The 15289-nt window shown below is 40.3% G+C and carries 9 protein-coding genes and 1 pseudogene; 8 read left to right on the top strand and 2 right to left on the bottom strand.

The window, feature by feature from the left end:
* Positions 1-44: 44 nt before the first annotated feature.
* A complete protein-coding gene (locus tag ICL16_RS28080; RefSeq protein WP_190834753.1) occupies positions 45-1721 on the top strand; it encodes an MFS transporter in 1677 nt (558 codons plus the stop codon).
* Positions 1722-1763: 42 nt separating this feature from the next.
* A complete protein-coding gene (locus ICL16_RS28075) occupies positions 1764-2654 on the top strand; it encodes a c-type heme family protein (RefSeq protein WP_190834751.1) in 891 nt (296 codons plus the stop codon).
* A gap of 22 nt (positions 2655-2676) precedes the next feature.
* Here the strand turns inward: ICL16_RS28075 and ICL16_RS28070 are convergent, their stop codons facing one another.
* Positions 2677-3495 carry a phosphate/phosphite/phosphonate ABC transporter substrate-binding protein gene (locus tag ICL16_RS28070; protein ID WP_238360986.1) on the bottom strand — a complete coding sequence of 273 codons (819 nt, stop codon included), beginning with the start codon at positions 3493-3495 and terminating at the stop codon, positions 2677-2679.
* A gap of 222 nt (positions 3496-3717) precedes the next feature.
* Here ICL16_RS28070 and ICL16_RS28065 point away from each other — a divergent pair, with 222 nt between their 5' ends.
* Complete coding sequence (locus ICL16_RS28065; protein ID WP_190834747.1) at positions 3718-4608, top strand: c-type heme family protein; 891 nt, start codon at positions 3718-3720, stop codon at positions 4606-4608.
* Between the two features lie 76 nt (positions 4609-4684).
* On the opposite strand, the gene ICL16_RS28060 is transcribed toward ICL16_RS28065, so the two are convergent.
* On the bottom strand, positions 4685-6904 hold the full coding sequence (locus ICL16_RS28060; RefSeq protein WP_190834744.1) for a caspase family protein: 2220 nt from the start codon (positions 6902-6904) through the stop codon (positions 4685-4687).
* Between the two features lie 345 nt (positions 6905-7249).
* Here ICL16_RS28060 and ICL16_RS28055 point away from each other — a divergent pair, with 345 nt between their 5' ends.
* The 5 genes and pseudogenes from ICL16_RS28055 to ICL16_RS28035 all read left to right on the top strand — a co-directional run.
* Positions 7250-8431, top strand: coding sequence for a sigma-70 family RNA polymerase sigma factor (locus ICL16_RS28055; protein WP_190834735.1), 1182 nt, complete (start codon positions 7250-7252; stop codon positions 8429-8431).
* A gap of 155 nt (positions 8432-8586) precedes the next feature.
* Positions 8587-9756: a DUF1822 family protein gene (locus ICL16_RS28050; protein ID WP_190834733.1), complete on the top strand. Its 1170-nt coding sequence runs from the start codon at positions 8587-8589 to the stop codon at positions 9754-9756.
* A 165-nt stretch (positions 9757-9921) separates the two neighbouring features.
* Positions 9922-11433 (top strand): serine/threonine-protein kinase, encoded by a 1512-nt coding sequence (locus ICL16_RS28045; RefSeq protein WP_190834731.1) that lies wholly within the window; start codon positions 9922-9924, stop codon positions 11431-11433.
* Between the two features lie 138 nt (positions 11434-11571).
* Positions 11572-14493, top strand: coding sequence for a two-partner secretion domain-containing protein (locus ICL16_RS28040; protein ID WP_190834729.1), 2922 nt, complete (start codon positions 11572-11574; stop codon positions 14491-14493).
* Between the two features lie 254 nt (positions 14494-14747).
* Positions 14748-15289: pseudogene (locus ICL16_RS28035) on the top strand (3-deoxy-7-phosphoheptulonate synthase); the annotation flags it as partial.

Genomic DNA, 15289 nt, shown 5'->3' with positions numbered 1-15289 from the left:
TTACCAGAATTATCAAGTAAACTATTAGTCACTAAATAAAAATTATGAATCAGCCAACTACAGCAAGCCAACCAAAAAGCTCAACCAACATCTTTCGAGATAAGAATTTTTTAATTGTAAATTTTGTAACATTGATCGGAATTTTAGGGGGAACTCTTTATAATCCGGCATTGCCAACCATACAAGAATTTTTTAAAGTTACAGAAGCTGAAGCTTCATGGATATCAACACTTTTTCAAGTGCCTGGTGCGATTATTACTCCAATATTTGGCATTTTAGCTGACATTTTAGGCAGAAAACAAGTCCTGATTCCTTCGTTGCTAGTGTTTGCCTTAGGTGCTGGGTTAAGTGGCTTTTCATCTATTTTCACGACTCATTTAGGCGGAAGATTTCTACAAGGTATTGGTGCTGCTAGCTTGGAACCCTTACAACTGACCGTAATCGGCGATCTTTATCGCGGGAGAACGTTAGGCATGGCGATGGCAGTTAATGCCGGGATTATTGGTATGAGTGGGGCAATTTTTCCTCTAGTTGGTGGGATATTAGGGGAGTTTAACTGGCGGTATACATTTTTACTGGGATTACTGGCGATTCCCCTGACATTTGTGGTTTTGGTAGGACTAAGATTACCAAGGCGAGCGCCAAACACAGAGAAATTTCAACTCAAATCTTATCTCCAAACTACCTGGAGCAGCATAAACAATCGTCACGTACTAGGGCTGTTGTTTGCGGTAATGTCTCTGTTCTTGCTGCAAACTTTATGTTTAACCTATATCCCATTCTTGGCAGCAAATAAGTTCCGGACAACAGATGCGGTAAATGGCTTGCTGCTAACAAGTATGTCGATTGCGCTGGCGCTCTTTGCTGCTCAATTGGGGCGTTTGACTGAAAAAATCTCGGAAATCAAACTGATCAAACTCTCTTTTATTCTGTTTGCAGTCGCCCTGTTACTTCTCCCTCTGATGCCTAACTTTTGGTTGCTATTCATCCCACTGTTTTTACTAGGGGCTGCTCAAGGGATTGCGCTTCCATCCTCCCAAGCACTGTTAGCAGGACTTTCTGTACAAGAATCTCGGGCGGGATTTATGGCGGTAAATACCTCAATTATGTCATGGGGACAGACACTTGGTCCGTTTCTGGGCAGCTTAGCAATCTTTGCTTGGGGAATACAAGCAGTATTTTTTGCCAGCAGTGTTATTGCCCTGATTTCATTTGCGATTTTTAATTACGCGCTCACTACGAAAATATTTGATTTCACTGCCAAAACTCTACAGCTACCAATACCAAATCGTGGTGAGGAACCAACGGAAATTCCACAAATCCCTACATCTTTTCGCCCTACAACGGAGACTACACAAAGCTTTACATCTTTTCTTCCTGCAACGCCAACAATTCCGCATGCACAGCTATTACATGTTGAAACTAATCGGTTAATTGAATTGCCGGAACATTTTCAGGTAATTAATATCGGTAAGTCGAGCGCTATGATTGTCCCTGAAGTTGATCTTACAGATTTCCCCAATTCTGGAGTTATTTCACGAGTTCACGCTCAGATTCGTTATGATGGTGATGATTACTATATCCAAGATGTGAACAGTGCTAACGGCACTTTTATTAACAATTATCCAGTAATACCGGGTGTTTGGTACAAGTTAAAACCGGGTATTCGTATTGGTTTCGGTCGCAAAGATACGATGACATTCATGTTCGCGATCGACTAATGAACTTTTTGATTTATTTTAGATTCAGTCAAAATAATCACCATGAAAATAGGAACTAAGGTTAATCTAATTTTAATCATAGTTTTTCTCGGCGGTATTTTAATTAGTGCGATCGCTCTTTCAAATGTACTACAAACAAAAGCCGAGAATGAGGTTACCTCTAAAGCCGAGACTCTGATGCAAATTGCCAACTCATTTAGATACTATACCAACCAGCGCGTACATCCCTTGTTAGCACAGAAAGAAGAGACTCAAGAACAGTTCATCCCAGACTCAATACCATCATTTGCCACTAGAGAGGTATTTGAACTTTTACGAAAAAACCAAGAGTATGCGAATTTTATCCATAAAGATGCCGTACTGAATCCAACAAATTTGCGAGATAAAGCTAACGAATTTGAAACGAAGATTGTGGAAGAATTTCGGCAAAATCCAGGTTTAAAAACCAAATATGGTTTCCAAAATGTATCTGGAGAAAAACTGTTTTATAGCGCCCAACCTTTTGTAATTCACGAGCAAAGTTGTCTGCGTTGTCATACTACTCCCGAACAGGCTCCAAAAAGTCAAATTGTCACTTACGGAAAAGACAATGGTTTTGGGTGGAAGCTCAATGAAATTCTGGGAACTCAAATTATTTATGTTCCGGCTGAACAGATTTTCAGAAGTGCGAATCAGGCATTAATTCTCATACTCGGAGTACTCGCAATTATTTTTACCGCCATTCTTATCGTCATGAATCAATTGTTGAAAAAAACTGTGCTAAAGCCGATTAAAAGAATTGCTCTTGTGGCAGAACAAGTTAGCGTAGGCGATATGAATGCCAATTTCGATCAACAATCTAAAGATGAAATCGGTAATTTAGCTGAAGCGTTTAATCGAATGAAGTATAGTTTAGAAATTGCTCTCAATATGTTAAATAAAAATCAGAAGTAGGAAAATTTGGTGAAAACGATCATCAAAATAGGCGAACAGGTTTGGCATTAAGACGATCAGCAATAGATGTTACCCGTTTGACGATAGAAATCATATCTTGATAATTGGGTGCGTCTGCGTTTGGTAAATATCCAACGTCTGCAACCAAATTAGGAGGAGCATTTTTCATATAACTGCGAATTCTCTCTTGACGATTTCTTTCAACATTTGGTCCAATCAAAACAGCACCTGGTGGAACGTTTTGAGAACTTGAGAATAATATGCGAAACTCTGCTGCACCTAATTGTGTCTTATACAAATTAAATTCCTCCAAGGAAATAGTACCAGCCGCTGCCTTTCCTTGTGCTACCCATTCAAGCACTGTTTTCGGTGTAGGAGAAAATAAGATAGATGCTAATGTGAAACCATAAAGATGGTACAATGGATAATAATATCCAGCGGCGGAACCGGGTTGACCGAGAGCTACTACTTTACCTTGTAAATCTTTCAATTGTCGCAAATGACTATCTTTACGAACAACAAAGATCGAACGTGACGCGCCCTCTATCTGGAGAGGGAAAATTGGTAAATATTGATAATTAGCGCTGGCAATTGCTGCCAAACCCGCAGGAGCAAAAACTAATGACCAATCACGGTTCTGAATACGCTCAAGCGCTAAATTTTGACTAAAAGCTGGTTCTAATTGAATTATTGCTCTGAGTTTTTCACCCAAGTAATTGCGAAAGCGAGCAAATCTTTCTAGTGTTTGTTTTCCTTCTTCATAGCTAATCACGCCAAGCACTAACTCTAGTTGTTGATTTGATGTTTCCTCTTCTGCACAGGCAGTTATAAGCAGAAGCATCTGTAGAATAAATAAACGGCGGGAAAGTAGGGACGACATCAACAGTTTTTAGCTAATATTTGTCTGACATGACACCTTGTTATTATCTAACAATGTCAATCATTATCTTACAATAAAATGTATATAGCAATCCTAAATCATTCGTAAACAACAAGATCCCCGACAACTTTTACGAAGTCGGGGATCTTAGCCTCCTAGTTATTTTTAGTAAAAAAAAGAATCATGAAAATAGGAACTAAAGTTAATTTAAGTTTAATTATAGTTTTTTTGTGCGGTATTTTAATTAGTGGTATCGCTTTGTCAAATGTACTCCAAAAACAAGCAGAGAATGCAGTAAACTCTAAAGCTTTGCTTCTGATGCAAGTTGCCAACTCGGTAAGAGTCTACACCAATAATCGCCTACAACCTTTGTTGTTACCCCAATTAGACACTCAAAAGCAGTTCATCTCAGAAGCCATACCAACATTTGCCACTAGAGAGACATTTGAACTTTTCCGTAAAAACAAAGAATATGCGCATTTTGCCTACAAAGACGCGGCACCGAATCCAACAAATCCGCGAGATAAAGCTGACGAATTTGAAACGAAGATTGTGGAAGAATTTCAGCTAAATACCAGTTTAAAAACAAAATCCGGCTACCGAAATTTAGGCGGAGAAAAACTGTTTTACAGCGCCAGACCTTTTATAATAGAACAGCAAAGTTGCTTGCGCTGTCATACCACTTATCGAGAAGCACCAAAAAGTCAAATAGCGACTTACGGAAAAGATAATGGTATGGGGTGGAAGCTGAACCAAATTGTTGCAGCTCAAATTATTTATGTTCCGGCTCAAGATATTTTTACACAAGCAAATCAGGCATTGGTTTTGATCGTAGGAGTAATTGGGCTGATTTTTACAGCCCTCGTGATTATTATGAATCAGTTGTTGAAAACGACTGTGCTGCAGCGGATTAAAAGAATTGCTACTGTAGCGGAACAAGTTAGTGTAGGTGATATGAATGCCAATTTTGGTAAACAGTCTAAAGATGAAATTGGCAATTTAGCAGAAGCATTTAATCGGATGAGGTATAGTTTAGAAATTGCTCTCAATATGTTAAATAAAAATCATCCGTAAAAAACAAGCTCAGAGACGTTCTATGGAACGTCTCTACAATAATTATCGACAACAAACAATTAAATTCGGTCGATTTCTATTGATCTAAAATGCGTCGCTCAAACTCCAGAGCTTGTTTTGGTTCGGGAATTTCCTTAGCTAACTTATTGACAAATTCTGTGAGGGAAATTTGCGGGTGAGATTGTAAAACTTCTGTAATGAGAAAATTAGCGATCGGACCAATTAAATAAGCCAACTCACGCTCACATTTACTGATAAAGTTGGCATCAATTACTTGATATTGCCCTTTTGACGATTGAGATAATGGATTGTGAACTGAAACTATAGCTGTTGCCCGTTTTGAAAATTCTTTTTGTTGCTGAGGCACTAAGTAGGTAGCTAAATTTTCCACTAATTCTTGGCAATTTGCTGCCTGCATCACAGCTTTTTGTAAAATTTTCGGCGCAATCGGGCCTATTGTTTGCTTCAGTAACTGTTCCAAGTTGGCATATTGTTCTGAGCTTAGTAATGAATTTTGAGGTTGTTTGGTTACTGAGACATTAACATCTAACTGAGTAGGAGACGGCTTTTGTGAGGGACGTGAAGATAAGTTAGTAGAAAAAGATAGAACATTCTGAAACAAGTTTTTCTTGCCTTCTTGTTTGTTGCTTTCTTGTTTGTTTTCTTGAACTTTAGGTTCTTTTAGCTCACGAAAATTTTGAACAATCGTGCTAATATTACCAGGTAAAATATCAATTACTGCTTGCGCACCTGAGAGCCAGGTATGTAAGTTAATTCCTTTAGCTTGTGAAAGCGTTTGTAATTGAGTAATCCATTTAGCAACTGGTAATCCAGTTTGCGGATTTACTGCAACAAGTGTTTGTAAAATTATTTGGGAAAATAATTCTGGCTCATCAGATCTTGTTGCCGCGACTATTAAACATTGTCCACGGTCTGGGTCACTTTGCAAATCTTCTATCCAATTCTCTATAGAAGCAGCAGAAGAATCTGAGATAATTAAATCCAAAATAATTATTTGTTGAGTTTTTGCGCGGCGTAGCTCTTGTCTTAACCAAGAACGACTCAGACGCATATCATCACCTAAAATTAACCAGGCTTCTCCATCTTCAATTTCTTCGATTTGCCCACGTATATATAATAAGGACGTATGTTTATTTTTTATTGTCCCAAGCGTTGCGGGTTTTGTTTCTGCTTCACCCTGGCAACGAGTAAATCCTTGGATTGTTGAGCGTAGATCTGAATTTTGGTCTTTTTGCGGAAAATATTCCACCTCAAAACCACCAGAGCCACCTAATAATAGACTCAAGTTAATCGTAGTTTTCTTGTTTGAAAGTCCATCAATAATCAGCGCACGCCGCTGCTCGTGAGCTTCAGCTTCTGCCGACTTAAATCCAACTATTAACTCTCCTACGCCTTCTACAATTCGTTTCGGTGTTTGTAGAGGATATTCTGGAAGGAGATTACTATCGCCACGGTTGAGCTTTTGCTCGTTAACTATACGCAGTTGCTGATTTAATTTATTAATATACTGTAATGTCTGGCGGTAAACATATTTGTAAAGTCCGTCGGCTTCAATCATTCCATGTGCATCAGCCGCTCCACCCAATAGTCCCTGCATTAAATAGTAAGTGAAGACTCCATGTCCTAATTCTGGAAACTCCCAAGACTGTTGTCCTTGATCGCAGGATAGCAAAGCGCAAAATCCCTTACTTTGAGCAGCACGTTGTCTCAAAACTTCCATCATTTGTGTTGTGGGATTGGGCATCTCGGCGACTGCATCTCTAGCCACTCCACGTCCCCGCAACAATCTCATGTCACCACTATGACAGGTGTCTAAACAAACTAACTGTTGGTAGGCAGGACTAGCCCCTAATATTCGCACCAGTTCTTGCATCCCTAACCCTGTAGCTACCAAGTCATCTTGGTGGGTATCTGCTAGACATAGTACAGCCTGCTGAGTATTCGGATCTAACATTCCATGCCCAGAGAAGTATAACAAGATTGAGTCTTGGGATTGAGATTGTGATACGATCCTGTGCAAGCTGCCACGAACCATTTGCAAGGTAGGAGGTTGTGCCGCTAAATCGTTATGAACAATCACTTCTTTATTAGGAAACGCTTGAGTGGCAATATTGAGCGCTTCTCCTAAGCCTTGGCAATCTAACGCTGGGTAGCGCAAAGAACGCAAGCTGGGATCAAGATATTCGTTAACACCTACCAGTAAAATCCACAGCTTGGCTTCTCCTGTTGTTAATGTATTAGTTGAGTAACTTGAACCAACGCCGAGAGGAGACATACTTCATAATCCTAAAAATAACTTCGATAATTCACTTTGAATCTGTTTAGTCAAATCAACTAGGGCGGCAATCAGCAGTTTTAAACACCTTCACTCTTACTTATAAGACATATTTATTTTAGTAAATTACTGAAAAGGTTACAAAATGTAATAATCTTATTCAGGAAAACTCGTTTAGTTTTGATTGTGTACCACCCAAATTCATCAAAATCAAAATCTACCTAAATCAGGTTTGACAAATTATCTAAAATAGAGTACCAAAGGGCATATAAATATTGTAGCACCCTCATTTAAGCTATAAGTGTATCTATGATATAGATATGCGTTTATGAAGTTGTTTAGTTTATGCGCTCTCGACAAGGAATCACTGAGCTATTTACGACTTTCTTACAATTCGACGCTGAAAGGGTAATCGGTTGGGCTATCGATGCTAAACTGCGTCGAAATATACTTAACCATGAGGCGCGTCTATCACAACCAGAAAATTCGGAAAAATTTTGGGTAACTTACTGGTATAAATCGTGGCAAAATCAAACAGAAAGTCTAGCAAGAGGACATTTGTCAGCTTATTTACAAGAAGTGTGCTATTGGGCGGCGAACAAAACAGTTACTAGTTTCTCGTCTCAACAATACACTTTATCTGACTGCTTTCAAATGGTGATTACAAAGACCGATAAGGTTTTGAAAGGGTTTAAACCAGATATGGGTTTTAATCTCAAGAATTACGCCAGTGCGGTTTTTAGCAGTGAACTTAAGGAAATGCTACGCGAGCAGCACGAAGTAGATATTTGCAGCAATTGGCGATTGTTGCGGCGGCTGACGCAAAAGCGGTTGGTAGAGTCTTTACAAAATGCTGGACTGAGTGCGGATACGATAGAACGTTATGTATTAGCTTGGAAATGCTATCAAGCCCAGTATGCTCCAAAGCAAATAACTGGAACTCGCAAACTGGAAAGACCCGATGACGCTGTATGGCACGCGATCGCTCAGCTTTACAATTTACAAAGACACACTCAACTTTCACCAGCAGGGGCAGAGTGCAATGGAGAAACAATCGAAAAATGGCTAGTGGCTTGTGCGAAAGCAGCCCGCGCTTATTTTTACCCCAATGTTAGTTCCCTGAATGCGCCGAGAGGGGATGATGATTCTGGAGAATTTCAAGATATTTTGCCGCAACTGCGGCAGGAATCATTACTAACGGAAATAGTTGCTCAAGAAGAACTGCAAGAGAGAAAGTCGCAGCAATCTCAAATTAGTAATGTGTTAGTCTCCGCTTTAAACGAACTTGATGAAGAATCGCAAGATATCATAAAACTTTACTACAGTCAAGGTTTAACTCAACAGCAGATTGCAAAAGAATTAGGAGTGAAACAGTACACGGTTTCTCGTCGGCTGAGCAAGTCTAAAGACACATTACTAGTCAAGCTAGCCAGCTGGACTAAAGAATCGCAGCATATTTCTCTAAACTCGCCGGTACTAAGCTATATCAGCACTATTTTAGAGGAATGGTTAAAAGCTTACTATTAGGATTTGTCAAGTCGTAGCGCCAGAAAGTCTTCATAGCTGTCGGCAATGCACGTTAGCTTAGTGCCTAAGTTGGTTGTATTGAAACCCATTAATTATATAGAGCGATAGTTCATGGCGTCAGTATTTAGTTCATCACCGCAAAGGGAGTAAAAATTATGTCATCAAATTTAAATACAGCTACATTAATAAATCCTATACATCTGTGCTTAGAAATTTCTGAAGCTGAGCAAACAAAAGTTTGGCAGCAAAGTCAAGCTTTTTCATCAGACAATCGCCGTTGGACTGCATTTCTTAACCGTTTGAGCTTAAACGCTTTTCTACCCTGGATACAGGCAGAATACGTCGAGAATGCTAGTGCTTTTCCTGATGTGAAGGCTTTACCTAGTATTTGGGAAGTAGTTGATGGTACAGGTATTTCTTGCGGTCAGTCAAAAATGGTATTAATTCCTACTGAGGCGCTAGATGTGAGCGAACTACGTGTTCCTCAAGAATGGGTGGATATTCCCAATTGGGCAGCAGATTATTATCTGGCAGTGCAAGTCAATCTGGAAGAAGGCTACATTCGGATTTGGGGATATGCTACTCACGCGCAACTTAAGCATCGGGGAACATACGATGCAATTGATCGCGCTTATTGTCTAGATGGCGAAAACTTGATTTCTAATCTAAATATCATGTGGATAGCGCCGCAAATCTGTCCAGAGGAAGTTACTCGTCTGGAAACTGCACCCTTACCAGAATTAGCGATCGCCCAAAAAGACAGTTTACTTCAGCGTTTAGGAAATCCGAAAGTAATTCTACCACGACTGTCCGTACCATTTGAAATTTGGGGAGCGCTCCTCGAACATGGAGGCTGGAGACAACGTTTATACGAACAACGTCAAGGAGTACAACAACAATGGTCAATTCGTCAATGGGCGCAAGCTGGTGTGTCAGAATTTGCCCAAAAATTTGGTTGGGGAAGAGTAGACTTACAGCCAAGTCTTGAAGGCGCGAAGGGTGCTGTAGGAACAACACTACCACACTTTGTGCGCAGATTAACCATTGACGGACAAAAATACGAACTGCGATTGCAACCCAAAAGTAAGATTGAAGATAGTGTATGGCGCTTTGAACTACGCAGTGAAGGAGGCGAACTGATTCCTAGTGGATTTAAATTGCAAATCTTGACAGAAGATTTACAGCCATTCGATGGTAACCAAGCAAAAGCCACAACTTCTGTAAATAGACTTTACGTTGAAGTAGCTTTGGGCGCTGGGGAAGGGTTAGTGTGGCAGATAGAGCCAACTCCAGAAGACTATGCCTGCGAAATCTTGTATTTTTAACTACATTAAAACATTACTGCCAACTAAATAATTTTCTTGATTCACCCAGGCTGTAACGTTGACATGAATGACGGCAATACACAGCCAGATTGCAGTGCATAATTTTGGATCGCTTACTTCTATAACATAAAAGACAGTATGATCTAGTTAAACAGAAGTTTAAAAATGTTTGCAGAAATTAATCCAGGGACTTTAATCAACAATCGTTACCTGATTGAAAAAATTATTGGTCAAGGGGGGTTTGGACGAACTTACTTAGCTTCTGATACTCACCGCTTTAATGAAGCTTGTGTGATCAAAGAGTTTGTACCTACAACCACAAAAGAAGATATTATTCGTAAATCTAGGGATCTATTTGAGAGAGAAGCGAAAGTTTTATACCAAATTCAGCATCCTCAAATTCCCAAATTTATGGCTTGTTTGACGGAGAACCAGCGACTATTTATTGTCCAAGAATATATTGATGGCAAAAATTATGCACAAATTTTATCTGAACGTGTTTCTCACAAAGGTAGACCATTTTCCGAAACCGAAGTAAAAGAATGGCTACTAAATATGTTGCCTGTTTTGGAATATATCCACGATCGCAACATTATTCACCGGGATATTTCACTGGATAATGTTATGCTTCCCCATAACCAATCCAAACCTGTGCTGATTGATTTTGGGGTAGTTAAAGAGAAATTTACCCAAATATTATCAACCCCATCTTCATTGCCGCAGTCAGTTCAGGGTTCAGTAGTTGGTAAAATAGGCTACTCTCCTCCAGAGCAGTTGCGGTTTGGAAATTCCTACCCATCTAGCGATATTTACGCACTGGCTGTTTGTGCCGTTGTCCTTTTGACTGCGAGAATGCCATATATGTTGATCGATGACTCTTTAAACTGGCAATGGCGCTCTTATGTCAGAATCAATAACTTTTTCGCTTGCATACTGGAAAAAATGCTGGCAGAAGTACCAACAGAGCGGTATCAGTCAGCACAAGAAATTATCATTGAACTTAATAATAACAATAATAATTCCCTATTTTCATTTGGTCGTATATCGAGCCTGTTACCGAAAAAACCGCAAAATAACACGAGCATTCCCCCAGCGCAAACGGGGCAAAAATTAGATCGTAATAGAGATTCAGAAGATTTACGAGTTTTAAAAGATCTTGAACAAAAACTTAGTCAAGTCGGTGAAATAGACACTGAATCGCCTGTCTCTCTCAACCCAAAACTTTTAGACTTTATCGGGCAAGAATTGACTAGTTTTGTTGGTCCTTTCGGTAGTGTTTTAGTGAAACATACTTTAGAACAAAGCCCACAGATAGCACAACAAGAATTCATTGACAAACTAGTGAAAGCAATTCCTGATGCACAAAAAGCGCAAGAGTTTAGAAATCGCATTCAAGTTTCTCTTCAACCTAAGTACCGAAAGATTCACAATTCTATTAACTCACAGCAACCTCTAGGAAATGCTCCGGCAATTAGCAATCCAGAGTTTTTAGAACATTGTCTGCGTGAACTGACTAGTTTTGTTGGACCATTTGCTTCTATAATTCTCGAAGATACTTTAGATCAACATCCCAATCTAACTCCTAAGCAACTTGTCGAAACTTTGGTGGCAGAAATTCCTAACCAGCAAAGAGCAGAACAATTTAAAGAAAGTATCAATAAACTAAATATTAGTTAACAGAAATGATTAATAAATTTATGTAAATAAAATTAAGGATTTACAAATAAATTATGCTACGGAAACGTAAATGGTGATTTACTCATTAATATATTGTATCACTAGTGTTTCAGTTACAGCAACACTTAGGAGAAAGCAATGTTCGATACAGGAACTCACTGGGGCTGGTTTATCGGTGTTGCGCTTGGGAGTGCTCTTGCCCAAAATGCAAATTGCGCTCTTGCCCAAATTACCTCCGATGGGACTTTAGGTGCTGAAGGTTCCGTTGTCACTCCTAATTTAGTCATTAATGGTATTTCAAGCGATCGCATTGATGGTGGTGCGATGCACGGAAATAATCTCTTCCACAGTTTTCAGCAATTCAATATTGATTCCAACCGAGGAGCTTATTTCTCAAATCCTGCGGGAATCGAGAACATTGTGAGTAGGGTGATAGGAAGTAATCCCTCAAACATTCTCGGAACACTTGGAGTTTTAGGCAACGCTAATCTATTCTTCATCAATCCTAACGGAATTATCTTTGGACCAAATGCCCGTCTAGATGTAAATGGTTCATTCTTCGCCAGTACAGCTGATAGTTTGATCTTCAACAACGGATTTAAATTTAGCTCCACTAATCCGCAAGCACCACCACTGTTAACTATTAACGTTCCGATGAGATTGCAATTTGGCGCAAATCCTGGAAAGATTCAGGTACAGGGCAATGGTCAAGGGATCAGGATAACATCTGAATTAATTGATACTACAACTGGGCTAAGAGTACAACCCAATCAAACCTTAGCATTGGTGGGTGGTGATATCAGCTTAGAAGGGGCGACGCTCAAAACTGCTGGGGGACGGATAGAATTAGGCAGCGTAGCTTCTGAAGGTTTAGTTAACTTAACTCCCATCGAAAAAGGCTTTTCTTTGGGTTATGCTGAAGTGCAAAATTTTGGCAATATTCAAATGACACAACAAGCATCAGTTGATGCTAGTGGAGAAGGTGCTGGTGATATACAAGTTTGGGGTAAAAGAATCAGCCTCACAGATGGTTCTATTATTGAGGCTAGTACTTTGCGATCAAAGCAAGGAGGAAGCTTAGTTATAAATGCTCAAGAACTCCTAGAGATAGCTGATATTACTGCGGATGAAATTCCTGGTGGCTTGTATGCTTGGGTTTATAGTGGTGCGACAGGTAGTGGCGGCAATGTGAATATTCAAGCTGGCTCAGTTGCGATTAGGAATGGTGGGACAATTAGTGCCAGTACCTTCGGTGAAGGAAATGCTGGGAGAATAGAAATTAATGTCCGCGACACTGTTTCTTTATCAGGGCAAGGTAGAAGCAGCATTGAAAATGATATTGGTTCTAGGGGAGTTGGTGATAGTGGTGGTATAAGCATCAACACCGGTTCACTATTTCTTAGTGATAAAGCGTTAATTACCTCAAATATTAATGGACGCGGAAATTCTGGAGGAGTAAATATCGTTGCTCGTGATCTAGTTTCACTAGATGACTCAGATGATATTACCCGCTCTGGAACTTTGATTTTGAGCCGAGTTAATGACCTTGCAGAAGGTAATGGTGGCGATATTACGATCAAAACAGGTTCTTTGCGTGCGTCTAATTCTCAAATAACCACCAGTACATCAAGTAAAGGCAATTCAGGTAGAGTCATTATAGAAGCACGGGAACAAGTAGCTTTATTGCGCTCCACTGATATTTTCACGGAAGTGACTTGCGCTTGCGAAACCAGAAGTGGTAGAGGCGGAGATGGTAATGGAGGAGATATCAAGATTACAACTGGTTCGCTGTTCCTTGATGGTGGTTCTAACTTACGTTCTGATACTGAAGCACGTGGTAATGCAGGTAACATTTTTATTGCAGCACAAGATAGTGTTATATTCAGTGGCAGTTCCGATCTATTTACCAGTGGAGCGTTCAGTCAGGTAGAGCGTGAAGCAGTGGGAAGAGGTGGGAATATCAACATTACCACAGGTATTTTATCGCTATCTGGGGAGCAACAGATTAACACCAGAACTCAAGGGCAAGGAGATGCAGGAAATATTTTTATCCAAGCGAACTCTATTTCTCTGGCAAATCCTCAAGCTCGTATTATCAGCGATGCAGCTCAACAAGATCGGCTTCCAGGAACTTCAGGTAATGGCGGAGACATCAACATTACCACTAATTCTTTATCCATTACTGATAGAGCGCGGGTATCAGCTAACACAGAAATTAGAGGATCTGCGGGCGATATTACCATCAATGCTAACCAACTTACCCTAGAAAACCGAGGTATCATCAACTCTGAATCTGTTGCTGATCAAGATGGGGGCAACATCACCCTCAATATCCGTGACCTTATGCTCATCCGTGGCAACAGCAGCATTTCTACCAACGCAGGCACAGCTCTTGCTGGGGGCAATGGCGGCAACATTACGATCAATGCCAAATCGGGCTTAATCGTTGGTGTTCCACGAGAAAATAGCGACATCACCGCTAATGCTTTTAGTGGCAGTGGCGGGAGAGTCGCAATTAATGCTACTGGTATTTTTGGTATTACGCCACTCAGCCTGCAAGACCTTCAAAGATTGCGTCCACTAGATTTAGATCCGCGTCAACTTGTGACAAATGATATCACAGCAATTTCTCAGCAAAATCCTTCTTTAAGCGGTCAGGTAACTATTAACACACCAGATGTAGACCCTAGCCGGGGGTTCGTGCAACTACCTACAGATGTAGTAAATACCCCAAAGTTAATTGCTTCTAACTGTGCTGCCTTTGGTGATGGTTCCGAGGAAAGTACCTTCACCGTTACCGGACGTGGTGGTTTGCCCCCTAACCCTAACGAACCACTGAGTACTGATGTAGTATGGTCAGATACTCGCCTATCAGCTACGACAACACAGCACGATAGGAGAGAGACACCTGCTGCTACACCACGCAAACCTAAATCAGAAACTGTAGCAATTTTACCCGCTACTGGTTGGGTGTTCAATAATAAAGGGGAGGTAACTCTCATCTCCACAGCTTCTCATGCTGGTGTGGAGACTACTCCTGCTACCTGCCCTAGACCGTAAAGACTAAATAGAGAAGAAGTTTAGCGAACTTTTTTGACAAGAGTGTCATAAGTATAGCCATACTTTCGGATATCCACAGTGTCAACTCATTCTTCCAGAAAAAACTTTCAAATTTTTTCGACAAATTTCCTGGCGGAAAAGCATAAACGATCAATCCCTACCGCTATAGAAAATCAGAACACAACAAGACAATGTAGAGACTTCTTCCAAAGCATCTTTACTCAAAACCAAAAATAATTGAAAGGGAAAAGAAAATGATCGTCGTACTCAAATCCCAAACCCCCGCAATGGAAATTGAACGCATCATGGAGGAATTGGGACGTTACCCAGTTACAGCAGAAAAAATTGTTGGTGAATATAAAGTCGTGATTGGCTTGGTGGGTGAGACAAATGCGATGGCACCAGAACACATCCAACAAATTAGCCCATTTATTGAGCAAGTCACCAGAGTTAAACAGCCATTTAAGCGGGTTTCCAAGGAATTTCGTTACGGTGAACCATCGAATGTAATTGTACCCACTCCCAATGGACCAGTAACTTTTGGTCAAAATCATCCATTGGTTGTTGTCGCTGGACCTTGTGCAGTGGAAAATGAACAAATGATTGTCGAAACTGCACAAGTAGTCAAAGCTGCAGGCGCACAATTTATTCGTGGTGGTGCTTACAAACCCCGTACCTCACCTTATGCTTTTCAAGGACATGGAGAAAGTGCGCTGGCATTGTTAGCACTGGCGCGTGAAGCTACTGGTTTAGGAATTATTACCGAAGTGATGGATACGGCTGACTTGGAAAAAAT

It is taken from the genome of Iningainema tapete BLCC-T55 (assembly GCF_014698965.1).
In the GTDB taxonomy this organism is placed as follows: Bacteria; Cyanobacteriota; Cyanobacteriia; order Cyanobacteriales; family Nostocaceae; genus Iningainema; species Iningainema tapete.
The sequence above is the reverse complement of the archived record's forward strand: the minus strand, read 5'-3'. Positions and strand labels throughout refer to the sequence as shown.